Source organism: Heyndrickxia sp. NPDC080065, from assembly GCF_050281185.1.
GTDB lineage: Bacteria > Bacillota > Bacilli > Bacillales > Bacillaceae_C > Heyndrickxia.
The window spans coordinates 1-24,135 of the sequence record NZ_JBNNWS010000033.1; the positions used below are offsets into that span (position 1 = coordinate 1).

At 35.8% G+C, this 24,135-nt stretch carries 31 protein-coding genes and 2 pseudogenes; 32 read left to right on the forward strand and 1 reads right to left on the reverse strand.

The annotated features are described in order from the left end of the window. Nucleotides 1-161: 161 nt before the first annotated feature. Nucleotides 162-341: a hypothetical protein gene (locus ACQKP0_RS24630; RefSeq protein ID WP_427408454.1), complete on the forward strand. Its 180-nt coding sequence runs from the start codon at nt 162-164 to the stop codon at nt 339-341. A gap of 71 nt (nt 342-412) precedes the next feature. On the opposite strand, the gene ACQKP0_RS24635 is transcribed toward ACQKP0_RS24630, so the two are convergent. Further along, nucleotides 413-592 (reverse strand): Spo0E family sporulation regulatory protein-aspartic acid phosphatase, encoded by a 180-nt coding sequence (locus tag ACQKP0_RS24635; protein ID WP_427408490.1) that lies wholly within the window; start codon nt 590-592, stop codon nt 413-415. 221 nt (nt 593-813) lie between these two features. Here ACQKP0_RS24635 and ACQKP0_RS24640 point away from each other — a divergent pair, with 221 nt between their 5' ends. From ACQKP0_RS24640 to ACQKP0_RS24790, 31 genes and pseudogenes are all read left to right on the forward strand, one after another. Further along, nucleotides 814-1,014 carry an XtrA/YqaO family protein gene (locus ACQKP0_RS24640; protein WP_427408455.1) on the forward strand — a complete coding sequence of 67 codons (201 nt, stop codon included), beginning with the start codon at nt 814-816 and terminating at the stop codon, nt 1,012-1,014. 20 nt (nt 1,015-1,034) lie between these two features. Further along, entirely contained in the window at nt 1,035-1,757 is a 723-nt protein-coding gene (locus ACQKP0_RS24645) for a hypothetical protein (protein ID WP_427408456.1), read from the forward strand. Between the two features lie 90 nt (nt 1,758-1,847). Next, nucleotides 1,848-2,039: a hypothetical protein gene (locus tag ACQKP0_RS24650; protein WP_427408457.1), complete on the forward strand. Its 192-nt coding sequence runs from the start codon at nt 1,848-1,850 to the stop codon at nt 2,037-2,039. Next, nucleotides 2,036-2,488, forward strand: coding sequence for a helix-turn-helix transcriptional regulator (locus tag ACQKP0_RS24655; protein WP_427408458.1), 453 nt, complete (start codon nt 2,036-2,038; stop codon nt 2,486-2,488). Before ACQKP0_RS24650 ends, ACQKP0_RS24655 begins: the two co-directional genes overlap by 4 nt. A gap of 154 nt (nt 2,489-2,642) precedes the next feature. Further along, entirely contained in the window at nt 2,643-3,752 is a 1,110-nt protein-coding gene (locus ACQKP0_RS24660; protein ID WP_427408459.1) for a hypothetical protein, read from the forward strand. A 158-nt stretch (nt 3,753-3,910) separates the two neighbouring features. Further along, nucleotides 3,911-4,186 carry a hypothetical protein gene (locus tag ACQKP0_RS24665; RefSeq protein WP_427408460.1) on the forward strand — a complete coding sequence of 92 codons (276 nt, stop codon included), beginning with the start codon at nt 3,911-3,913 and terminating at the stop codon, nt 4,184-4,186. 82 nt (nt 4,187-4,268) lie between these two features. Further along, the gene (terS, locus tag ACQKP0_RS24670; protein ID WP_427408461.1) at nt 4,269-5,015 is read left to right on the forward strand and encodes a phage terminase small subunit; all 747 of its coding nucleotides are present in this window, start codon (nt 4,269-4,271) and stop codon (nt 5,013-5,015) included. Then, nucleotides 5,015-6,304: a PBSX family phage terminase large subunit gene (locus tag ACQKP0_RS24675; RefSeq protein ID WP_427408491.1), complete on the forward strand. Its 1,290-nt coding sequence runs from the start codon at nt 5,015-5,017 to the stop codon at nt 6,302-6,304. The genes terS and ACQKP0_RS24675 overlap by 1 nt, the downstream gene beginning before the upstream one ends. 2 nt (nt 6,305-6,306) lie before the next feature. Further along, nucleotides 6,307-7,827, forward strand: coding sequence for a phage portal protein (locus tag ACQKP0_RS24680; protein ID WP_427408462.1), 1,521 nt, complete (start codon nt 6,307-6,309; stop codon nt 7,825-7,827). Continuing rightward, nucleotides 7,824-8,732, forward strand: a pseudogene (locus ACQKP0_RS24685) (phage minor head protein); the annotation flags it as partial. The gene ACQKP0_RS24680 and the pseudogene ACQKP0_RS24685, both read left to right, overlap by 4 nt. Nucleotides 8,733-8,822: 90 nt before the next feature. Next, nucleotides 8,823-9,338 (forward strand): annotated as a pseudogene (locus ACQKP0_RS24690) (ADP-ribosyltransferase); the annotation flags it as partial. Next, a complete protein-coding gene (locus ACQKP0_RS24695) occupies nt 9,331-9,531 on the forward strand; it encodes a hypothetical protein (RefSeq protein ID WP_427408463.1) in 201 nt (66 codons plus the stop codon). The pseudogene ACQKP0_RS24690 and the gene ACQKP0_RS24695, both read left to right, overlap by 8 nt. Before the next feature lie 126 nt (nt 9,532-9,657). Further along, entirely contained in the window at nt 9,658-10,827 is a 1,170-nt protein-coding gene (locus tag ACQKP0_RS24700) for an XkdF-like putative serine protease domain-containing protein (RefSeq protein ID WP_427408464.1), read from the forward strand. A gap of 18 nt (nt 10,828-10,845) precedes the next feature. Further along, entirely contained in the window at nt 10,846-11,781 is a 936-nt protein-coding gene (locus ACQKP0_RS24705; protein ID WP_427408465.1) for a phage major capsid protein, read from the forward strand. A 10-nt stretch (nt 11,782-11,791) separates the two neighbouring features. After that, nucleotides 11,792-11,956 (forward strand): YqbF domain-containing protein, encoded by a 165-nt coding sequence (locus ACQKP0_RS24710; RefSeq protein WP_427408466.1) that lies wholly within the window; start codon nt 11,792-11,794, stop codon nt 11,954-11,956. Between the two features lie 6 nt (nt 11,957-11,962). Next, complete coding sequence (yqbG, locus tag ACQKP0_RS24715) at nt 11,963-12,343, forward strand: protein YqbG (RefSeq protein WP_427408467.1); 381 nt, start codon at nt 11,963-11,965, stop codon at nt 12,341-12,343. Continuing rightward, nucleotides 12,340-12,699: a DUF3599 family protein gene (locus ACQKP0_RS24720; protein ID WP_427408468.1), complete on the forward strand. Its 360-nt coding sequence runs from the start codon at nt 12,340-12,342 to the stop codon at nt 12,697-12,699. The genes yqbG and ACQKP0_RS24720 overlap by 4 nt, the downstream gene beginning before the upstream one ends. Continuing rightward, nucleotides 12,696-13,190: an HK97 gp10 family phage protein gene (locus ACQKP0_RS24725; protein WP_427408469.1), complete on the forward strand. Its 495-nt coding sequence runs from the start codon at nt 12,696-12,698 to the stop codon at nt 13,188-13,190. The genes ACQKP0_RS24720 and ACQKP0_RS24725 overlap by 4 nt, the downstream gene beginning before the upstream one ends. Nucleotides 13,191-13,201: 11 nt before the next feature. Further along, nucleotides 13,202-13,657 carry a phage tail terminator family protein gene (locus ACQKP0_RS24730; protein ID WP_427408470.1) on the forward strand — a complete coding sequence of 152 codons (456 nt, stop codon included), beginning with the start codon at nt 13,202-13,204 and terminating at the stop codon, nt 13,655-13,657. After that, complete coding sequence (locus ACQKP0_RS24735; protein WP_427408471.1) at nt 13,644-13,862, forward strand: hypothetical protein; 219 nt, start codon at nt 13,644-13,646, stop codon at nt 13,860-13,862. Before ACQKP0_RS24730 ends, ACQKP0_RS24735 begins: the two co-directional genes overlap by 14 nt. Further along, nucleotides 13,859-15,205 (forward strand): phage tail sheath family protein, encoded by a 1,347-nt coding sequence (locus ACQKP0_RS24740; protein WP_427408472.1) that lies wholly within the window; start codon nt 13,859-13,861, stop codon nt 15,203-15,205. The genes ACQKP0_RS24735 and ACQKP0_RS24740 overlap by 4 nt, the downstream gene beginning before the upstream one ends. Further along, the gene (locus ACQKP0_RS24745) at nt 15,206-15,652 is read left to right on the forward strand and encodes a phage tail tube protein (RefSeq protein WP_427408473.1); all 447 of its coding nucleotides are present in this window, start codon (nt 15,206-15,208) and stop codon (nt 15,650-15,652) included. 46 nt (nt 15,653-15,698) lie between these two features. Next, nucleotides 15,699-16,142, forward strand: coding sequence for a phage tail assembly chaperone (locus ACQKP0_RS24750; protein ID WP_427408474.1), 444 nt, complete (start codon nt 15,699-15,701; stop codon nt 16,140-16,142). Nucleotides 16,143-16,327: 185 nt separating this feature from the next. Further along, a complete protein-coding gene (locus ACQKP0_RS24755; RefSeq protein WP_427408475.1) occupies nt 16,328-19,711 on the forward strand; it encodes a hypothetical protein in 3,384 nt (1,127 codons plus the stop codon). Beyond that, nucleotides 19,704-20,378, forward strand: coding sequence for a LysM peptidoglycan-binding domain-containing protein (locus tag ACQKP0_RS24760; protein WP_427408476.1), 675 nt, complete (start codon nt 19,704-19,706; stop codon nt 20,376-20,378). Before ACQKP0_RS24755 ends, ACQKP0_RS24760 begins: the two co-directional genes overlap by 8 nt. Further along, on the forward strand, nt 20,375-21,412 hold the full coding sequence (locus ACQKP0_RS24765) for an XkdQ/YqbQ family protein (protein WP_427408477.1): 1,038 nt from the start codon (nt 20,375-20,377) through the stop codon (nt 21,410-21,412). The genes ACQKP0_RS24760 and ACQKP0_RS24765 overlap by 4 nt, the downstream gene beginning before the upstream one ends. After that, nucleotides 21,409-21,732: a DUF2577 domain-containing protein gene (locus ACQKP0_RS24770; protein WP_427408478.1), complete on the forward strand. Its 324-nt coding sequence runs from the start codon at nt 21,409-21,411 to the stop codon at nt 21,730-21,732. The genes ACQKP0_RS24765 and ACQKP0_RS24770 overlap by 4 nt, the downstream gene beginning before the upstream one ends. Before the next feature lie 6 nt (nt 21,733-21,738). Continuing rightward, nucleotides 21,739-22,149 (forward strand): DUF2634 domain-containing protein, encoded by a 411-nt coding sequence (locus tag ACQKP0_RS24775; RefSeq protein WP_427408479.1) that lies wholly within the window; start codon nt 21,739-21,741, stop codon nt 22,147-22,149. A 3-nt stretch (nt 22,150-22,152) separates the two neighbouring features. Then, nucleotides 22,153-23,175, forward strand: coding sequence for a baseplate J/gp47 family protein (locus ACQKP0_RS24780; protein WP_427408480.1), 1,023 nt, complete (start codon nt 22,153-22,155; stop codon nt 23,173-23,175). After that, nucleotides 23,165-23,710, forward strand: a complete 546-nt coding sequence (locus ACQKP0_RS24785) for a putative phage tail protein (protein ID WP_427408481.1) — start codon at nt 23,165-23,167, stop codon at nt 23,708-23,710. Before ACQKP0_RS24780 ends, ACQKP0_RS24785 begins: the two co-directional genes overlap by 11 nt. A gap of 3 nt (nt 23,711-23,713) precedes the next feature. Further along, a partial coding sequence (locus ACQKP0_RS24790) for a hypothetical protein (protein WP_427408482.1) occupies nt 23,714-24,135 on the forward strand: 422 nt, incomplete at its 3' end.

Sequence of the window (24,135 nt, forward strand, 5' to 3'; positions counted from 1 at the left end):
CAAGTTTTTCGTTAATGGTTGCAACTTCTTCTTTATACAAGCGTTGTTTAATCACATCGATCACTCCTTTTTGTTGATCGTATCACCAAAAATGGTTCGTGAAAATAGCTGAGAAGTGAGGTAAGTAGTTATGAACTTATCAATAGATAAGGAGAATGAAAATGTATTTAATAGAACAACAGATCAAAACTCTTTCCGAAGATGGAATGTTCCTACTTTATAAAGATGTTATCAATAGGATTGGTTCTCATATGGTTGGAGGTAATCCGGATCCACAGTACATTAAGAAGCAAGAAAGTATTCTTAATTTAATACAAGACGAGCTTATGAGAAGAAAATAAAAGCATGGTCGCCTCAGTAATAACCAATGAAAGGTACCGGTAATAAAGAATATTAAATCGGTAGAGGTTGTTTAAAAGTGTATATTATTATTTACTAAAATCTGATACTCAACAATTAATTTGTCCAATTCTTGGCTCTTTTGAACTGTATCTGGATGGTTAAGTCCTTTATCGAGACCAGTATTAATTATGACTTGTCTAAGATAGTTGATTTGTTTTGACAATTCTTTTTCCAATAAGTAATTAGTCACGGTAATCAACTCTTTCTAAAATACTATCAATTTGTAACATTATTACATAAATTGATGGAATTTGGTAGTTGTAACTTAATAAAAATAGCTAGGACAAATCCTAGCTATAAGACAATCTCCAATTTGTTTTTAATATACTGGACTTAACTTAAAAAACTATTAAAAAAAGACAGGATTCCTCCCGTCAGCCAAATTAAGTATATCACATAGGAGGGGTCCTGGTGAGACTAAAAGATATAGAAATTAATCCTAGTACGATGAGACTAGAAGTTGATATAATGGAACTAGAGGGAAGTTTTGCCATAGTTGTGTGTGATGGGAAGGCAAGGCTTACTCCATTGCCGGAACATGGTGAGACGAAAATTGTCACACATCAAGGCAAGATTAAGCGTGTGAAGTGGGATGAGGGGGAAGAGTTCTGAGTAGTAAGAGGTCAGGAAAAGTGAATGGATTTATAGGTTGGTCTAGAGCAGTGATTGGTGGTATGGCAACAATCTTAACAGTAATTTTACTATTTATAGTAATTTCATTTGTGTATTTTTTATTTTTTCATACTATTAGTTTTATATTTTTTATTGGAACAATTGTTTTCATAAACTTACTTGTGTATTTTTATATAAAAATTAAAGGTGATTATCATGTAAGGGCTATTAAAATCTCTGAAGTTAATAATCTAATTGGCAAGAGACTTATTCATTATACCAATTTTATTAATAAGGATGAGTTCCATCGCTATAAAAATACAGGTTTTATTAAACTTTTCGGAAATGATAGAGCAAGAGCAAATTATAGAATGAGATATAAAGATAAGAAGAAAAATTTTATTTGGTTTCATATTGAAAATGAGTCAAAAAATGGGGAACCGAGTTTTAGTAGTTTTATGCAAGCTCATTACGGTGAGTCTAGGCCGAGAAAATATAAAGTTATTATTGAATTTAATGATATAGTGAATGAAAAATTGTATATCAATCCTGCAAATGGAAACATTCTTATCTGCGCTGAAAGTATATATGTGAAAGCAAAAGTTTATGAAAAATTTAATTGGTACCAAAAAAAGATATACATCAAATGGGCATTGTTGAGCTCGATATGTGATCCGTTTTATATGATTCCTGTTGTATATCACCAATTAGTTGGAATTGTTTTAGATAAAATAAAAAAATAAAATTAGTTCTACCGGTCAACTGGAGGACACTGAATGACGCATTATGCGTTGTTTGGTGTCCTTTTTTATTTGCTAAAAGGGGATGAGTGAATGAATCAATCATTAATGGATCAATTAAAACAATGGGAGAAGAAGCATAAAGGATTAATCAAAAAAGGCAGTAGGAAGTCGCAGAAACGTAAATCAGAAGTTTTATCAGAAGATGAAATAAAAGACCTTATGGGAATGAATCGCCCTGTATATAAACGAGGAAAAGGCGGAGCTTGGAGGAATGGACGATGACCAGAAAAGAAATTGGAAATATCCTAAAAGATTATCATTGGATGATTAATTCCATTAAAATATTGAGGGATTCCATGAAGGAAGCCGGTGAAGGTTTAACTGCTCAATATGGAATTGAAGCTACACTTCCAAAGCCACAAGGAGTAACTAGTGATCCGGTTTATAAAGAAACAGTACGAAGGGAAAAGCGTTATTCAAAAATCGCGCAATATGAGGAAAAAGTGCAAGTGATTCAGGACCGTATGTATTTAATTAAAGATGAGAGAGAAAGTGAAGTGCTCTATTGGCTGCTTGATGGTAAAAGTTATCGCTGGATCGGGGAACATATGAGATTGTCTTTTTCTCATATTAAGCGAATTCGTGATTCCATTATTGATAAATTAGCGAATGAAACAAATGGCACAAATGGCACAAATGAAACGAAATTGCAAAAGCATAAATCCGCATGATAAACTCAAAGGCAGGTCGGGGAGTAGAAGCTACTCTCTGGTAGAAATCAAAAATTTGTGAAAAGACTTCACCTTTCGGTGGGGTTTTTATATTTTTCTAAATTTCCCCATTTAATTCAATAGATTTGATATATTAAATAAAGGGGGGAGTTAAATGAAGACTATCCTATATGGGAATGGTATTACTATTCAATTTGGAGGAAAAGATTATTTTAATGATAGAATAATTAAACGTGCAATAAATAATATAAATACTAAAAGTTTTCCTTCTGAAATTTATCCAAGAGAGGTAAAGGATTGGATTCTATTACTTCATGAAAAAATTCCTTTAATTATTAAAGGATATTATGATAATTATGCTAATACAACAGAAATGAGAAATTCATTAGTGCATTTTAAAAATCGTTATAAAACTATTTCTAATAAAACGAAAGTTCACGAAATTGGTTTTGAAGATTATTTTTTAGTGCATTTTTTAGTATGTGGAAAAGAAAATATTGTTAATCCAGAGAGATATCATATGACGGAAAGCTTACGCTGTTTTTTTATTGATTCAATTTATAATAAAGGGAAAATACAAACATTATACGAAAAATTTCCTAAAGAATTTGTAGCTTTTGTTAATGAATTTGATAATATCTTCACCACAAATTATGATTGGAATATAGAAAAAGCTATAGGAAGAAATGTTGAATATATTCATGGATCATTTCATCATCTAGCAGAGGTTTATGATCCCAATAGTTTTAGAAATATGTTATCTGATAGTCCAATAAAGGAAGCTGTTTTTATTGATGGATATGAATATTTATATTCTAATGCTTTAACTTCATATTCTGGAAACAATAAAAAATTTGTTTTAGATATGGGACTTCAAGCTAATATTGCAATGGATAAATTTGCAAAAGGATTAGAAGAAAATCCCGAATTATGGAATGAAGTAGAGACTTGGAAGGATGTTGATAATCCAATATTAAGAAATTTATATGAGTCTATAAAACTTAAGACAAAAGATAAAAAACTAGAGTTTAAAGAAAATAATTCACTTAAAATTTTTTCTGAGATAGAAGGAGACCTTTCGATTATAGGGTTATCACCATACAATGATAATCATATTTTTGAAGCTATCTTAAATAATAAAAAACTATCGAAGATTGAATTCTATTATTTTGATATTAGTGAAACTAAACTAGTTACAAGCATATTGTTAGAAAAAAATATCCATTTTAAAGATGTTAGAGAATTTTGGAACAAGTTTTCATGATTGATACGGATATAGAATAATCAGCATCCTTCTTGGATGCATTTTTATTTCTAGTAGGAAAATAGTCTCCTTTTGTCGAATGATAAATAAGGAAGATTATATAATCATCAATGATAATCTTGCCAAATTATAAAGACAACAAAAAGGAGAGATTTTCAATGACTTTTTCTACAATTTATGGATCAGTTTTATATGAGGTTAAATCATTCAGATATGTTCATGCTGGTAGAACAATGGCAGACATAGAGTTGCTATTTTTTGAAGATGGAAAAATAGGATCACAAGCAATAATTGAATCAACTGGTGAAGGACTCTCTCCTGGAAAAATATATAATACTCAAGAAGAAGCTTTGACAGATATTGTGAAAATAGTTGAAGAAAAAATTATTGATACTGATTTGGTTCAACAAACATTAAAGTTAATGAAAAAATAATAAATGATAAAGTCGTCAATTGTGACGGCTTTTTCTTATGCCCAAAACAAACACAACTATCGGAGGTGGCAGGTGATGTAGCATGGCTGAAAAACGTATAGAAGCAGAAAAAGATTATGTTAAAGGCATGAAGTATAAAGACATAGCTGAAAAATACGGCGTGTCACTCAACACCGTAAAGTCATGGAAAAAACGCTATGGTTGGAATCGAGATAGGGGTGCACCCTCTAAAAAAAGTGTGCACACAAAAAAGATAGGCGCACCAAAAGGTAATATTAACGCAAAAGGGAACCGTGGTGGAGCTGCACCAAAAGGAAATCAGAATGCAGTTACACACGGTTTCTTTTCTAAATTCCTCCCTCAAGAATCCTTAGACATCATGGAAGAAATACAAGAAAAGTCTACTGCTGATATGATATGGGACCAAATTATGATTCAGTATACGGCCATCATTCGAGCTCAAAAGATCATGTTTGTTGAGAATAAGGATGAAATGATAAAAGAGCTCAAAAAGAGGAAATATGAAGTTATTCCAACGGATGATTCTATTGAACAGGTCACTACTGAGGAAGAATACGAATTCCAATTCGCTTGGGATCGTCACGCTACTTTTTTAAATGCCCAGTCCAGGGCAATGAGTGAACTTAGGTCCTTAATCAAACAATTTGATGAAATGGCTCATGTTGATGATGAGCGTAGGTTGAAGCTAGAGCAAATGAGGCTGGGTATCGAAAAGACGAAAGCAGAAGTAGAAAAGCTATCTTCCGGATCCGATGATAAGCCAATTGAAATCATAATTAAGCGGAAGCACAAAGGTGAGGGCACATGATTGAAAAAGAAGTGAATCCTCATTTTGAAGATTTCTTATTCGATTGGTCGACAAAGTTCCAGTTCCTTGTAGGTGGGTATGGTTCATCAAAAAGTTATCACGTTGCTTTGAAACTTGTTCTAAAATTGCTTGAAGAAAAGAGAACAGCACTTGTCGTCCGTGAAGTCTATGAGACTATTAGGGAATCCTGTTTTTCATTACTCGAGGAAATAGTGATCGATTTAGGACTAGAACATAAAGTTAAGTGTGTTACTTCTCCTATGCAGATTCGTTTTCCAAATGGGTCCAAGATCATTTTTAAAGGGATGGATAAGCCAGCTAAGCTTAAATCTATTAATAACATCTCAATTATTTGGCTTGAAGAGTGTTCGGAGATTAAGTATGCAGGTTTCAAAGAATTGCTTGGCCGATTACGTCATCCATCTTTAAAATTGCATATGATTTTATCCACGAATCCAGTAGGGGAAGATAACTGGACATTTAAGCATTTCTTCAAGGATGATAGAAATAAACGCATGGTTCTAGATGACCAGGAACTATATGAAAAAAGAACAGTTGTAGAAAATGATACTTATTACCATCACTCAACAGCAGATGATAACTTATTCCTTCCTGAAAGCTATATAGCACAACTTGAAGAAATGAAGGATTATGATCCAGACCTTTACCGCATTGCTCGGAAAGGTCATTTTGGTGTGAATGGGGTTCGAGTGTTACCGCAGTTTGTAGAAATGCCCCATGAAGAGGTAATGGCTGCTATAGAAAATATCAGAAAGCCAATAAAGAGGATTGGCATGGACTTTGGTTTTGTTGAATCCTATAATGCTTTGGTTCGATTGGCTGTAGATCATGAAAAAAAATATCTTTATATCTACTGGGAGTACTACAAGAATCAAATGACGGATGATCAAACCGCCGAAGAAATCAATGAGTTCAAAGAATCGAAAGAACTCATAAAGGCTGATAGTGCAGAGCCTAAGACTATTAAATATTATCGCCAATTAGGTTTTAATATGGTCGGTGCAAAGAAATTTCAAGGATCTCGACTCCAGTATACAAAGAAGGTTAAACGGTTCAAAAAGATTATTTGTTCTGATCGATGTGTGAACACGATTTATGAATTGAAAGACCTAACCTACACTACTGATAAAAACGGGAACATCATAGAAGATGAATTTAAAATAGATCCACATACACTTTCAGCAATTTGGTATGCATTAGATGATTATGAGGTTGCCAATTTGAAAGAGAAAGGAAAATCGAAGCGGCCTAACCGGGAAAGGAGGTAACCATGACACAACAAACTATGCGAGTTCGTGTTGTAAAAGCTAATACACCTAGTTCTACCACTAAACAAATATATGAAGATGAATTCAAAAATGCATATGGTGACGAAATTATAGAGCCTCCATATAACTTAAAAGAATTAAAGACTATTGCTGAGTATTCAACTATCCTGCATCAATGTATAGAAGCGTATAAAACGAATATTGTTGGATTCGGATTCCAACTGGAGTACACCTATGACATTAATGCATCTGATGTTACGAGTGAACAGAAAAAGGTAATGGAAAGTGATTGGATTCGACTTGAAGAATTTGTTAAATATCTAAATTTTGATGAACCGATTGAAAATATTATAGGGTTTTCAGTTGAAGATCGAGAAAAAACGGGAAATGGTTTTTTAGAAATATTGAGAGATGGCCTTGGAAAGCCAGCAGGAATTGAATATCTGGACTGTCAAAACATGCGAGTATGCACCTATACGATTCCAGAAGAGATTGAGTTCCCTATTACGGAAAATGGTATTTCTAAAAAGATAAAACGATGGAAGAAATTTAGAAGATACGTTCAGATGATTAATGGCAAGAAGGTTTTCTTCAAAGAATATGGAGATCCACGAATCATGAATTTGGCAACAGGTAAATTTGATGAGAGTACTCCAGAAAATTTACGAGCGAATGAGGTTATCCATTTCAAAATTGGTTCAGGAACATATGGCATTCCTCGATGGATAGGAAATATCGTTAACCTTTACGGAGCAAGAAAAGCTGAAGAGTTGAATTTTATGTATTTCAAGCAAGGACGTCATACTCCTGCTGCTATCACTGTTGAAAATGGTATGTTATCCGAAGCTTCCTACGCGACATTGCAGGAATACATGAACGATCTTGAGGGCGTTGAAAATGCTCATAAATTCCTTCTTTTAGAGGCAGAGGGCGTTGCTCAAGAAAAGGATACTGGGGAAACTGTTACTCCTGTTAAAGTACAAATTAAGTCTTTAGCAGAGATATTGCAACAAGACGCACTGTTTTTAGAATATGATGATAAAAGCCGGAATAAGCTACGTTCAGCTTTTCGTTTACCGCCAATTTACACTGGGGAAGCTCAAGATTATAACCGAGCCACATCTGATACGGCTAGAAAAATTACAGAAGAACAAGTTTTTCAGCCGGAGAGGAAAAATATTACGGGTAAATTTAATACGTTGTTCCTATATGATCTTGAACTAAACCATGTCAAGCTTGCGTTAAAAGGTCCAGACTTTCGGGATCCGGTGGAGATTGCGAGAGTGTTAGGCCCGTTCATAAATGCTGGGTCTGTGTCACCAAATGATTTACGTGATCTACTGGGAAGAGTATTAGGAAAAACACTTGAGGAATGGCCAGAAGAATTTAACTTACCAATTCAAATGATATTACAAAAATCAGTTGCTACTCCTTCGTTATTAGAAAAATCCAAGGTGCAAAAAGGAGACTTAGTTTTACTAATGAAGGACATAAGGGATGTTCTTGAGGAGTTGAGAACATGAGCAAAGTAGATCAACTACTCGAAAGACTAGACACATTTATCCGAAAAGCCGAAGAAGAAGGTGATGAAAAGCTTACGGATGTTGTACCTGACTTCCCAGGTTTAGAAGATATACCTGGTTATGTAGAGGGTTATGAAAAAACGATTGCTAAACTGCTCAGAAGCCAACGCAAGCGGTTTTTAGATGAGTTTAAGGGCTTTATATCTAAAGATGACAAAACTACACTAGAAACAATTTTAAACTATTTCACAAATGATCTTTTCTCAGCTGATCAGTTTGCAGAGGAGTTCGGAAAAGCAACATCAGAGTTTTTGCAAATGACTGTCGAAGAACTATGTAAAGAAATTATGGCTTCCATCGATAAGGATGTGGCATTTAACACTCTTTCCAATAAATCTATCAATTGGATTGAAGAGTGGTCTACTGATCTAGCAGATATCATAAATCTTAATACTCATAATGCTATAGAACATTTGCTTAAAGAAGGAATTAAAAATGGTGAATCGATTCAGCAAATTGAGATGAAATTAAAAGATTTGCCACAGTTTGATAGAAAAAGAGCAAGAACAACGGCTATTACAGAAGTACTTACTGCCTCAAGTAGAGCGCAGTGGGAATCTTATATGCAAAGTCCTGCTGTAACGGGGAAGAAATGGAAACACAGTGGAGCCCATAAAATCAAACCAAGGCAAGCTCACGTTGATTTAGATGGCACTGTGATTGGGGTGGATGAAAAGTTTAATGTGAATGGCCACGAAGCAGATTATCCTCGTGATCCAAATTTACCTGCAGGTGAAAGAGCGAATTGTCATTGTGCTTTGGGCCCAGTTGTAGACGAAAATATATTAAGTCTGTCGCAAGAAGAGAAAGAGCAATTAAGGCAGAAAGCAATTACTGAAATGGAAGGAGAAAGTAATTCGACCAATTCAGAAAATAATGATACAATTAGTAATAATGAATTTACTCCTATTACGGACTTCGATGCTTGGGAAGAGAAAGTATCACCACCATGGATCGACAAGCTCACTGTAGGGGAATTGAATGCTATTAAAACTTACACATCAAATGATTATCAATATATAAATAGTTACCTTAGAATGAATCAAGTCCGGCATTACAGCGAGTCGGAACTACAGCACCTTTCTGAAACAATCAGTAATGGACTCAAAAAGTTCTCATTGGATGAAAATATCGTAACATATAGAGGGTATGCAGAGAATATATTTTCCAATATTCCTTTAGAGCTTTTGGAAGGAATGAAGTTCACTGACTTAGGATTTATTAGTACATCAATTGATCAAGAAATTGCTTTTCAAGGGGCATTTTCTGGTGATTTAGAAATGACTCTACATATTCCTGTAAAAGCCAAGGGTGCTTATGTTAGAACTATTAGTGAGTTTTCAAATGAAAGAGAGTTTCTATTAGATAAGAACACTCAATATATCGTTAAGAGTGTTGAGCAAGTTGAAAACATATTAAAGATGACAGTGGAGGTGTTAGTGAATGAATAAAAATTCGGCTCAAGAACGCTTGTCTGAACCAATAGGATTAAATGGAATGAAAGAGAATCCAGACGGTACGGTCACAGGCTTTTTCTTTAGGGCAGATGGTGGTCCTCATGCTACAAAGGAATATCCAAGTGAGGAAGAGTATCGTGCTAATATGATTAAAGATAGAAAAGAACTTTTAGGTAACAATGCCTAGTAAGCCCAATGCTAACTAAGAAAAAAGCTAGGGCTATTTTTTATGTCTTTTTTTATGAAAGGGTGGTTTTTGTGCTGAGATCACTAAAACTAACAAGCGATTGTTTACTGAAGGGAGGTGTATAAAATGCCAAGAGAATTAATTAATGCTAACATCACTCACGTTTCGTATGTAGACAAAGGAGCTAACAAAAAACAGTTCTTCTTCACGAAATCAGATAAACAACCTGATTTCAAGAAGGAGGTTAAGTTGTTTGTTAGTAAAGAGGATAAAGAGCAACAACTGGTATATGGTGTTGTTTATGAGCCTGACATTGAAGATTCACACGGTGACTTTATGACAGCGAAATCCATCGAAAAAGCGGCTCATGGCTTCATGAAGGATGCACGTAATATTGATAAGCAGCATGATTTTAATGCTGGTGTCGGTGAAGTAGTGGAATCTTATATTGCCCCTTCTGATTTTACTATTGGTGAGGAAACAATCACAAAAGGCTCTTGGGTTCTTGTTACAAAGGCTTCTAATGATATATGGGAAGAAATCAAGAAAGGTGACATTACCGGTTATTCAATGGCTGGAACTGCAGAAACAATTGAAAAAGAAGAGAAGAAAAACCCTGTTTCTAAGTCAAATGATGACGAGGAAGTAAAGGGCTTTTTTAATTTGGTGAAATCCTTCTTTCAAAAAGGGGAAGTTCGAGATAACTACGAACGCAACCAAAAGCGTCGAAATTTATGGGCAGTTTGGGATGGGATAGAATCAGCGTATTATGAATCAGTTTGGGATAATCGGACTCCTGATGTTGCTGATTTTGAACGAATTGAAAAGGCTACTATTGAATTTTTAGAAATCATCCAAGAAATAAAAAAATCTGGTGACATAGCAAAAGCATTAGAGAATCAGCCGAAAAAAATTAAAAAAGCGGGAAAGAAACTTTCAGCTACTCGCATGGAAAAAATAAATGCTGCCTTTGATGCTCTAAATGAGTTAAGAGGCGATGTTGAAGAGGAGGAAGAAGAAGTGAAAAAAGAAGATATAGAAAAAATGTTGGATGAAAAGATTTCTGCAATTACTAAACGCCTTGATTCTATCGAAAAAGAAGAGGGCAATAAAGAAACACCAGCCGGGGAAGATGAAGTATTAAAACAATTTGGTGAAGTACTAGATCAAAAATTAGCACCAATCAATGATCGATTGGATGCAGTTGAAAAGGCTCGTGGTATCTCTAAACAAGCAGATAACGATGAAGGCAAACATACAGAAGTGAAAAAGTCTGTATGGGATGGATTACTTTAAGAAAAGGGGGAAATAGAATTGAGAAATCAACAAATTATTGAAAAAGCTGAAATGACTTTAGCATCTTTAAAAAGTGGTGGATTGATGAATCCCACTCAAGCAAATACATTTATTCAAATGGTTCAAGATCAACCGACTATATTAAAAGATGCTCGTGTTTTGCCGATGGATCACGACTCTCAAAAGTTTGAAAAAATCGGATTCGGTCAACGAATTTTACGAGCTGGGGTAGAAGGGAAAGCGCTAAATGATGATCAAAAAACAGTTCCGACTACAGGCACTATTCAATTAAATGCAAAAGAAGTTATCGCAGAAATAAACATTACTTACGACACACTTGAAAACAACATCGAAAAAGGTGGATTACAAGACACCATTATGAAGCTTCTTGTGGAACGTGCTTCAGTAGATATTGAGGAATTAGTGGTCAACGGAGATGTAGGTTCTTCTGATTCATATTTAGCTCAAATTGATGGGATTCGTAAACAAAGTAAATCACATATTGTTGATGTAGCTGGAGAACCTTTAACAAGGCAAATTTTTAAACAGGGATATAAGGCGGTACCTTCAAAATATTTACGTGTTCCTCAACAATTCCGTTATTATACTTCACCAGGTATCGAAGTAGAATGGATGGACAAAGTAGCCGATCGTCAAACGAATTTAGGGGATTCAGCCGTCCAAGGTAGCCGCGCATCTGCTTTTGGTGTACCTGTTAAAGGTATTGCAAATATGCAACCATACACAACTAAAATTGGAGAAAACGATACTGATGTATCTGACATTATCCTTACACACCCTCAGAATATTGTTATTGGATTCTCTCGAAACATTAGAATCGAAGTAGACAAAGACATCCGTGCACGTAAATTTATAATCGTTTTGACAGCAAAACTTGATAGCGTATACGAAGAAGAGGATGCTGTGGCAAAAATCATTAACGTGAAAGAGTAGGTGTTTAGTGATGTATTTTGCCAAATTAATTGAAGGTGAAACCTACCATGTAATGGGTTGTTTTTTTACCAGCGAAAAAGAACAACAAATAAGTAAAGAGTTGTATGAATATCTGAAAGATAATCCTCAATTCGATGTCCGTAAAGAAAAGAAAAATAAGAGTGAAAAGGAGTGATGGCCTATGCTAATCGCTCCTTCTGATTTAAAAGACTATACCGATTTTGAAACGGTAAAGGAACGAGACAGCAAGAAATTAGAGAAAGATATATTGGAAGCGGAAGTTGAAGTTGAAAGTATTGTTGGCCATGATTTTTCCGATGAAGAATATAAACCTCTACCTGATAAAGCAAAACTTGCGATGCTTAAAATGGCTCAATATTTCGCTCTAATCAACAGCGACGAATCGATTATTAAAGGATACAAGTCCGAGAAAATAAGTGACTATTCGTATACACTCGCTGATGGAAATTCGCTCCGAAAACCCGATGTATACACATTATTAAAAGATTTTATTGCAAATCCAGAAAATAAGGGTTTCCGATTAAGGATGAGATCGATATGAGTTATTCAAATCTATTGACTCATCGATGTGATATTTACCATTTAAAAAAGAAAAATTCATACGATGGCGGAAGTTTCGGAATCCCTACGAATGATTTGCAAGAAGAATATTATTATGAGGACCAGGCTGATTTAACTGATGCCTCATGTTATTTTTCTGAAAAAAATCAATCGATTTTTCAAGGTGAGCCGGAGAATTCTGTTATTCAATCTTTTCTCGTCCATTTTCTTTCGTCTATTGATGTTAGAACAAACGACAAAGTGATATGGAATGGCGTAGAGTTCAAACTACAGATTCCTAAAAAAATCAAGAACCACCATATCGAGGTCACAGCAATAAGGAGTGGAAACTTATGATCGATGGTCTTGATGGGTTTATTAAGAAGTTGGATGATGCTGCTAATGGCGGTTTAAAAGAACAGATGGCTTTGTGGCTTGAAGGTATGGGGATGGAATTTTTAGATATTATTCAAGATGAAATTATTAGAACAAAAACAGTTGATACCCGCCTTTTGTTAAATTCATTTAAACGCGGTGATTCAGAAAATGTATTTGAACTTAATAGTGGAGGTCTTGTTCTGCATGTGGGAACAAACTTGAATTATGCGACGTATGCTAACGATGGACACTTCACTATTGACCCAAGAAAGAACCAAGATAGGCGCTGGGTACCCGGTCGATGGAAGGGTGAAAGGTTTGAATATGATCCAAGTGCTAAAACTGGCATGCTATTAAAATTTACTTGGGTTGACGGTACTGGATATTGGGACAGTGCTCTTGCTATTTTTGAAAAAATGTTCACGAAAAGTTTAGAGAAGAAGGTCCAACAGTGGCTTGATACATTTTAGGTGGTGGCGCAGTGAATCAAGAAGTCGGATCTATCATGAATTTCTTTTATAATGTGTTTCCATGCAAAATTTATACCAAAGAAGTACCAGAGAATTTTGCAGTCCCTAGTATGTATTTTCCTGCCCCTTTTTCATTTGACGGGAACGATACTACATCAACATTTAAAAAGACTTATAGTCTATCAGTGAAATTGTTTCATAAGGATTCCCAGCAGGCTGATGACGAGGCTGAGAAAATTGCAGATGTAGTCAGGGAAAAAAGAAGTATCATTCCTATACTAAATGACGATGGTTCTAATATAGGGAGTTACCTTCGTTTATCACGTATTGAAACACGCATAGCAGATAGAGGTGTAGCAATTATTCAAGTAACTTGGGATAGTCGTTATTTCTATGAACGTGAAGAATATAAAGGATTAGAGAATTTTAAAATAGCAAGCGGGGTGAAAGAGAGTGGCAAAGAATGAAAATAAGAATAATACAGTTGGGAAAGAGCAGAAGTTTTATTTAAATGAACTAAGAGAGCATTGTCGTACACTTTTCGATGTTAAACCAGAAGTGTTCGACGGTGCTTTTTTTAATTGCAAAGATGAACAAGTAACAAAAGAGGAAGCGCAAAAACGAATTGAGGCTTTCTTGAAAAAAGAAGTAAAAAAGGAGGATAAAAAATGAACGGAGGAACATTTACACCAGGTCAGGAAAAAGAACGTGCGGGTATTTATTTTCGCTTTACTTCAGCTGCTCAAAAAAGAATATCAGTTGGAGAAAGGGGCACTGTTGCCATTCCTTTAGAACTGAGTTGGGGAGAATCCAAAAAATTCATTGAAATTAATGATGAAGATGATGTGAAAAAGAAGTTAGGATTGGATATTAAAGACCCGTCTCTTCTACTTTTACGTGAAGTCAAAAAGAAGAGTAAAACCGTTAAACTTTATAAAGTAAATGATGGAACTCCTGCAAAAGCAAGCCTAGGTGATGATATTACTGCAACAGCAATTTGTGGAGGAACTAAAGGAAACGATTTATTAATAAGAATTTCTTCTAATGTCCTTGATGAAACCAAAAAGGATGTTACTACTTATTTATTTAATCAAGTTGTGGACAAGCAAACTGTTTCAAAAGCAGAAGATTTAAATAAAAATGCCTTTGTAATTTTCGAAGGTAAGGGAGAACTTACTAATCATGCGGGCCTTAAATTATCTGGTGGTGATGATGGAAAAGTTACAAATCTAGATTATACAGATTTTCTAGCTGCTGCAGAAAAAGAGTATTTCGATGTAATTGGGCTTCCTGTAGATGGAGAAGAACAATTAAAAACAGCATTTGTTTCATTTATAAAAAGAATTCGTGATCAGCAAGGGATAAAAGTAGTTGGGGTATTGCCAAATTATGCAGCTGATCATGAAGGGGTTATTAATGTAACAAATGGTGTTGTCTTAGAGGATGGACATGTTCTTGAACCAGCTGAAGCGGTTGCTTGGGTTGCTGGTGCTAGTGCAGGGGCTAGTATGAATCAATCACTTACCTTTGTGCAGTATGAAGGTGCTATCGATGTTTCAGAGCGGTTAGACAATGACGAAATTATAGACAGGTTAAACAAGGGAGAATTTTTATTCACTTTTGACCCAAGAGATAAAACGGTTAGTGTAGAGAAGGATATTAATTCCTTTGTATCATTTACCTCTGAAAAGTTTAAAAAATTCTCTAAGAATAAAATTATTCGTATTTTAGATGCCATTAATAATGATCTAACTCGCGAATTAAAAGAGGAAATTAAAGATCGTAAAGAAAGAGGAATAGATATTCCAGTTAATGACGATGGTATCCAAATCATTAATACATTGTCTGCTATCTATTTAAAAGAACTTCAAAGCGGCGGAGCAATTAAAAACTTTGATGCTGAGAATGATATATTAATTGAAGTTACAGATGATGACGATGGTTTTAATATTAAACTTTATGCCCAGCCAGTTGATGCAGGAGAAAAATATTATGTCGGCGTGGAGGTGCGATAGATGGGAGCATTTAGAGCGGGTAATACAATTAGTGGAAAAGAAGGTCGTTTATTTCTTAATGGTGAAGAAATGGCCCATATTAAAAGTTTCGAAGCTAATATCGAAAAGAATAAATCAGAAGTAAACATTATGGGACGTCGAATGACTGGACATAAATCTACCGGTGCAAAAGGAAGTGGTACTGCTACTTTCTATAAAGTTACTTCTAAATTTGTACAAATCATGCTCAACTACATTAAAACAGGTAAGGATGAGTACTTTACCTTTCAAGAAGTTCTAGACGACAAAGGCTCTGGCCGAGGAACTGAAAGAGTAACATTGTATGATGTGAATTTCGATAGTGCTAAAATTGCCGGATTAGACGTTGATTCAGACGCGTTAGAAGAAGAAGTTCCATTTACCTTTGAAGATGCAGATCTACCACAAGCACTAAAGGATGGCTTTTAATCAGCTATCCTTTTTTATTAAATAAAAATTAAGAGGAGAGAAAATAATGTCTGAACAAGAATTAGTACGTGATATGAGTTTTTTTATGGCTGGGAATGCAGAAGAAATCAAGGAAGAAAAAGTGCCCGTTTCTAAGAGATTTAAAGATAAAGAAGGAAAAGTGATTCCTTTTATTATGAAAGCTATTCCGACCGAACAATTAGATGAGTTAGAGAGAGCATGTAAAAAGCCTGAATTCTTTAAAGGGAGAAAAGTTGGAGAAAAAGTAGATACTGCACGCTTCTATGCTCGTATTGCCGTTGAAACTACTGTATACCCAGATTTCAAGTCAGAAGAACTTCGAACATCTTATAAAACTGAAGATGCAATTGAGGTAGCAAAAAGAGTATTGTCTGTTGGTGGTGAATACAGTACATGGATCGAAGAAGCATTGAGAATCAACGGATTTGATGACAGTTTTGAAGATTTGGCTGAAGAAGCAAAAAACTAATTGAGTCTGGAGACAGAGATGCCATATATCTTCACTATTGTATACATGAGCTTAAATATACTCCAGACGATATAGATAATTTGTGGAACCTCCCTAAACACAAGAAGGCTATGTACTTCGGATCAATACAGTTAAAGATAGATCAGCTGGTTAAGAGTGCCACTGAGAAGTAGTGAGGTGAACAGATGGCGAAATTATCAGCAATATTTGATTTGCAGGATAAAATGTCTCGAAAATTGCGAACTATAACAGGAAATGCAGAAAATTTACGAAGGAAAACATCGAAACCTCTAGTATTTACTGCAGTAGACAAAGCTACACGAGTTATTCGCAATATCGGATCAGCAGCACAAAGAACTTTTAGTAAGTCTTATCATGTGACTGTTAGAGCTATCGACTTGGCAACAAGGCCTATAAGAGCTATGGCTCGAGCGGCTACCTCTGCATTTGGACTACTTGGAATAGCTGGAGGTGTAGGTGGCGGAATCATATTCCCGTTAAAAATGGTAATGGACCGACAGAGTATTACTACGGCATTTGAAGTTCTCTTAGGTAGTGCTGATAAAGCTAAGAAGAGAATTGATGAGTTAACGGACTTTGCCGGAAAGACTCCATTTACCCGGGATGAAATTTATAAGTCCAGTAGATTATTAGAAACATTTACTAAAGGAGCGTTATCTTCAGGAAAAGGTTTAGAGATGGTTGGTAACGTTGCTGTAGGAACTCAGAACGACTTGGAAAATACATCATTATGGTTCGGCCGGATGTATGATTCCATGAAATCAGGACGTAAGATCGGTGAAGAACTAAGTAGGCTACAAGAAATGGGAGCTATGGATGGTGCAGCTCGCGCAAGATTAGAAAAGTTATCTAAGACTCCTATGGAATTTGCGAAGAAGTGGAAACTAGTAGAAAAAGAGTTTAGTCGATACGATGGCATGATGGAGAAAATGTCAAATAATCTTCAGAATCTATTACTTGGGACTAAAAGTTTCTTTATGAACAACGTGTTTATGAAGTGGGGAACAGGAATGAGCAAAGCCTTAATTCCAGTATTAGATGGATTTAGGCAGTGGAGGAAAGCTAATGCTGACACCATTAAGGTTATGGCTGATTCTATAGAAAAATACGGAGAGAAAGCGGCAAAGAACTTTCTAAAACCAATAAAAAGGGTTGGGAAGTTTGTTGGGAATCAGATGAAAATACTTTTCCCTCGCGAGATAGATTCTAATCTTAGAATGAGAATGATGCAGGATCCTGGTATGAGAGAGGAACTGGAGAAACTCGATCGTTATCGAAACATGACTTTTAAAGCTAGGCTACAACTTGTGATTAGTAATGCTAAAGGGGCTTTCGAAGATTGGTATAACCAACATGGAGAAAAGGAGTTAGCCTCAATTGGTGATAGAGCAGGGAGGATGTATGGTGGTGTTTTAAGCGGGGCAATTGCTACCATTTTAGGTCTAGAAGCCAAAAATGGTAATAATCCTTATGCGGAAGCGGGAGTCACTGTTGGTAAAAGTTTTGTGGAAGGGTTTCTTAAATCACTAGATCCGGGAGATCTAGCATCTAGAATTGGATCTAAACTAAAACAGGTCAACGTTGATTTTGTGAAAGGTGAAGGTTCTGGATGGACTGCTGGTCTCATGGATTTAGCAGCATTGGCTGCTTTAGGGAAAGTAATGAGTTTATTAAGAGGACCAGGTAAGCTTCTCAAGGGAGGATTTAAGGGAACTAAAGGACTTATCGGATTATTCGGTAAAAAGAATCCTAAAGTTCCTACAGTGACACCTACAGTTGCTCCTACAGTTACCTCAAAAAAACCTAAGAATGCACCATCATATTCTGATCTCATGAGACAAGCCTATAAGAAAGAACCTCCTATCCCACCACCTTCCAAGATGTCTAAGTTATTAGGAGGATTCGGTAAGATAGGAAAGGTTGGTAAGTTCTTAAAAGGCGTTCCCCTACTAGGAACAGCTCTCGGAGGACTATCTCTCCTTGGTACTTCTAAGGACCAGATGGGAGGAGCTACCGGGGGACTCGGAGGCGGAATGGCTGGAGCTACTGCAGGTGCTGCCATTGGATCCGTAATTCCCGGTGTAGGTACTGCGATGGGAGGACTAGCTGGGGGAATACTCGGTTCAATGGGCGGAGAGAAAGTCGGAGACTGGATTCAAAACATAGACTTCGCTTCGATAGGAACTAAGATTAGTGATGCATTTAGCTCTGGGTGGGATTCTGTTACTCAAACTTGGGGAAATGTCGAATCTTGGTTCAATGATTCTGTATGGACTCCTATTAGTAACGGAGCTGATTCAGCTATAGAGTGGATTTCTGGAACTTGGGGCTCAGTAAGCAGTTGGTTTGATGATAATGTATGGACCCCAATAAGTGATGCTGGTATTAACGGAATTAACTTTATCGTAGGTTCTTGGGATATAGCTAAAGAAGGGCTATCTATGGCCTGGGCCCCCGTATCGGCGTGGTTTAGTGATAATGTTTGGGAACCAGTCAAGCTTGCAGGTGGGATAGCATGGACTTGGATTTCTACAGAAGCGAGTAATACTTGGACTAGTATTACAGATACATGGACATCAGTTAGTACTTGGTTTAGTGATACCGTATGGACTCCAATTTCCGAAGCGGCTGGAATTACTTGGGGATTTATTACAGGGGTAGCGGATGGAACATGGTCATGGATTTCTGAAACATGGTCAACTGCTTCAGGATGGTTTGATGAAACCGTATGGACACCACTATCTGCTGCTGCTACAACTGCAGGGACTTGGATATCTAACGAACTTGAACAATCATGGAATGGAATCCAAGAGGACTGGTCAGTAGTATCTGGATGGTTTGAATCTACAATCTGGACACCAATATCAAATGAAGCTCAGAGAGTAGGTATATGGATAGGTGATAAGTTCAGTGAATCTTGGAGTACTGCTTCATCTGTATGGTCTTCCGTATCAGGATGGTTTGATTCAAACGTATGGGGACCTTTAGCTTCTGGAGCAGAGAGCACTCTTGACTGGGTGTCAAGTAAGTTTAATTCTGCGATCAATTGGATTTCCGGAACCTGGGATAAAGTGAAAGGAACCTTCAATCAAATATCCGATCGTGGTTCAACAATTACCGGACTAACACCTTCTAAACCAAAAACACCAAAGAATATTACTGTAGGAAACAACGGAGTAACTGCACAGTTGCATGCTGATGGAGGAAGGTTCTCCAGAGCGCACATGGGCATAGTCGCTGAAGCAGGACCTGAGTGGATTATTCCTACATCAGGAGACAAAAATAGGAATCTCTCAATGTGGGCTCAAGCGGGACAAGAACTTGGTGCCACTTTACCATCTGAACAAGTTGCAGCAGTGACGCAATCTAGTAAACCATCAAGTAATCAATCAAGCGGAATACGTGATATTGTTGTTCAAATTACGGGTGAGAATCACTATTCAAATGATATGGATGCTGAGAAAGTTGGAAATATAGCGGTTAGAGCAATAAGAAAATTCGTGGAAGAACAATATTTTACAGGAGGGGAGATGCCGATTTATGAGTAAAAGCATTTATGAGTTTTGGCTTTCCTATAATAATGGCAAAGAAAAGCTCCGCCTTCCTGTTCTTCCGGAGTCGTTAAACATTAGTTCTCCATCACAGAACGAAAGTGTAAGCATAGCTAAGCTTGGTGAAGCAACCATTATACAAGATCCGGCTGCTAAGATAATTAGTTTTTCATCATTTTTTCCAGCAACTATGAGTCCTTTAGTCGAATATGCAAAAATACCTAAGCCGTGGGATTGTGTAAAAAAAATTGAGAAATGGAAAGCCTCAGGTAAACCTATACGCTTGATCGTTACAAAAACACCTATAAATTGGGATGTCTCAATAGAGGATTTTTCTAATGATGAAGTCGGTGGAGCGGTAGGTGATATTAACTATGAAATTAGTTTAAAAGAATTTAAATTTGTTAAGGTTAGAAAAATTAATACAAAGAAAAAGAAAGCTACTTCCACAAGACCTAATAATAAGGCTAAAGTGAAAACCTATAAAGTTTTAAAAGGAGATACATTATGGACAGTTGCCCGAAGATCGGATGTATATGGTAATAGTGCGGAATGGAAAAAGCTTTGGAATGCAAATAAAGAAATGTTAATCAAGCGGGATAAAAGAAACATTAAACAACCCGGACATTGGATTTATCCTAATCAGGTGTTGAAAGTACCATGATTGAATTATTCCTAGTTAAACCGAATGAAATGGTTGAAATTCCGACTGAATCGATTACGTGGTCTGGAAGGCGGTATCAAGCTGCTAGAAAAATTGAAGCAAATATTCTTTATACAAAGAAAAACGGACATCAATATACAAAAGTTAGTGAAGGAGATACAGTCCTTTTCAAATGGCAAGGTAAAGAAGTCTTTAGAGGAACGGTTTTTAATCGATCTAGAACTAAAAGCGGTATGTTGTCCGTTGTTGCTTATGATATGCTTCAGTATCTTATTCTTAATAGAGATGTGTATGTGTTCACTAAAAAAAGAGCGGATGAAATTTTAAAACGAATTTGTAAAGATTTTCAAATTCCTTATAGTGCAATCGCTAATACAAAACAGGTGTTAAAGTCACTTGTTTTTAAAAATGAAACCAGTCTTTATGATATGGTGTTAAAAGCTTTGATAGAGACCCATAAGCAAACGAATAGTAAATTTCAGTTGTGGTCATCTAAGGGGAAATTACATTTAAGGGAATGGCCAAACTCTACAAATCAATGGGTATTAGAAACCGGAGTAAATATTATCGACTATACCTATTCCACTTCAATTGACGATACTGCTACAAGGGTTAAACTAGTAGGCGAAAAAGAAGTAGAAGTTATAAAAGTAATCAAAGGAAAGAAAAAGTCAAGAACGAAGAAAGTAAAAGAAAAGCGGCCTATTTCTGCAATTGTAACTGATCAAGATGGTAAAAAGAAGTATGGAGTACTCCAATATTTTGAACATGTTAGCGGAAATATAAATCAAGCGCAATTAAATGATCGTGCAAAAAAACGCTTGTCTAAGAAAAAAGGAGTAAAACGAGAGCTCGAATTAGAAGCATTGGGCATTGCTGATATTATTAGCGGAGTTCCTGTCTATGTCATCGAAAAAGATTTAGGGATTAGCAAGACTTTTTTTGTAGATGAAGATACACATATGTTCCAAGGAAAGCAACATTCCATGACAGTAAAGTTAATTGAAAAAAATACGGTGGAGGCTGTTTCATGATTGAAATAATGAAAAAAATCGCCTTTGAAGCCATACAGTCAATGAGCCCTTTAGTAATTGAAGCAGCAGAAGTTGTTTCTTCTCCACCTAATATTGAATTGCGGTTTAAAGATAATCAGAAACTAGTTATTCCCAGTGAACTAATTATTGTTTCTGAGCACTTAACTAATCATACAAGAGAAATTAGATTGGATGAGGACGAGGAGATACAGTCATATGAATTTGTAGATGAATTAAAAATAGGAGATCAGGTAATGGTTGCAGCTATACAAGGCGGGCAATCATTTTTTATTATAGATCGGTACGTACAAGGGGGATAATGAAAAATGGCTCTTTCTCCTGAAGTAGATGTTGAAGAACTTGATTCAGTAGAAATAATTCCTATTTTAAAGACTTTTAGATACGATTTTGAAAGGAATCGATTAACCAGTGAAATCATAGATAGATTAGAAGCGGCTAAGCAGATAATCATGTTTGCTTTGAAAATACAGCGTTATGCATACCCAATTTTTTCAAGCGATGTTGGAAATGAAATAGAAGAAATGCTTTCGGATAATGAAACGACCATAGAATATAAAAAGATGGAGCTTCCAAGGTTAATTACGGAGGCTCTTATTTATTTAGATTTTGTGGAAGAAGTTTCAGAGTTTGAAATTGAACATGAAGATGATTCATTTTATGTGAATTTTATAGTTGAAACGACTGTAGGAACGATTGAAATAGAGGAGGTGTATTGATCAATGTTTGAAGATCGCACATCTGAAACATTATTGGAAGAAATGCTTGATGACGTTTCGGATGAGTTTGATAAGAGGGAGGAGTCACCAATTTTTATGTCATTGTCTCCCCTTTCTAAAAAACTTGCAGATTGTTATGTTGCATTAGATAGAGTTCTAGAACTTGGATTTGCATCAACAAGTGAAGATGAGTATTTAGAAAATCGAGTAAGTGAATCTGGCGTCAAAAAGAAAGAACCTGTCTACACTGTGAGGAAAGGAATATTCAATATCCCTCTAGAACTTGGAACAAGATTTTTTGTGGACGACATTTATTATTATGTAAGCGAAGTAGGAGACGACATTAAATTAACATGTGAAGAAGCGGGAGAAATTGGTAATAAACCTTCAAGCGGATCAGTACTCCTGCCTTTAGATAATATAGATAATCTTGAAGTAGCAGAGTTGGGAGAAATATTAATAAAAGGTGAAGAACAAGAGGCTGATAAGTCTCTTTTTAAAAGATTTCAAGAGAAAGTAAGTGAACCAGCAACTAGCGGAAATGACAATCACTATAAACAGTGGGCAAAAGAAGTAAGTGGAATAGAAAGAGCAAGGGTGTTTCCGCGTTGGCAAGGGAAAGGAACGGTTAGGGTAGTTGTTGTTAGATCAGATGGTCGTGCTCCTACATCAAATAAAGTAAAAGAAGTATTTGACTATATCGAAACTAATCGTCCATTTGATGCTGAGGTTACTGTTAATGCAGCTATTGAAGTTCCTATTAATATTACAGCGGATGTATCTTTACAAGCTGGAACAGATAAAGAACTGGTGGAGGGAAATTATCTTTCCGATGTTACTGAAGAGTTTATTAAAATGGCTTTTAATTCAAATTTAGTTCGTTACTCACAACTTTCCTCTATGATTCTTGATCAACCAGGTTCTATAGATTATCAAAATGTAAAGATTAACGGAAAAACAAGCAATATTGTCCTTGCAGCTGACGAAATTGCAGTACCAGGGTTGGTGACATTTAATGTCGTCTAAAGATGAAATAGTAGAATTATATCCTGCTTTAATAAGAGAATCACCAGAATATCTAGAGATTGCGAGAGTGGCAGGAAAACAATTTGATTTATTAGAAGCGGCAATTGACGATGTACTTAACCAATTTTTTATAGAGACAGCAACATGGGGACTTGCATTTTGGGAAAAAGATTATGGCATCTTAACTGATTTTAAGAAGCCTATTGAAGAAAGACGCTCTAATCTAATAGCAAAGAAGCGTGGAATAGGAATAGTTAATAAACAATTAATTAGAAGTACTGCAGAGGCTTATTATGGCGGAGAAGTTGAAGTGACAGGGATTCCACGTGAGCTAGAAGGAAGAGTTAAATTTATATCTAATTATGGAGTTCCCAGCAATCTAGATGATGTAAAAAAAGCTTTGTACGATATATTTCCTTCGCACATGGAGTTAATTTTCGAATTCACTTATTTATTAATTAACGAGATTCATAATGTAAAGACTTTAAAAGAAATTGAGCAAATTACTCTATCTAAATTTGCGGGAGGTGCATAACTTTTGGCAACAACAACAAAAAGATATGCTTTATTAAAGAAGGATCCGTCTACAGATGGAAATGATACTTTCAACATTAAAACTATGTTAAATGATAACTTTGATAAATTAGATGAAGCGGCTAAAAAAACAGAATTGGATGATCATATTAATGACAAAGATAAACATGTCACTGCAGATGATAAGAAGAAATTAGATGGAATTGAAACAGGAGCAAACAAATATGTCCACCCATCTAGCCATCCAGCAACAATGATCACAGAAGATTCAAATCATCGATTTGTTACTGATACGGAGAAGGCAAACTGGAATGGTAAAGCAGGAACAAGTGTTGCAACACAAACAGCAAATGGGCTTATGAGTAAAGAGGATAAAACGAAACTTGATGGAGTAGAAACGGGTGCAAACAAGTATACACATCCAGC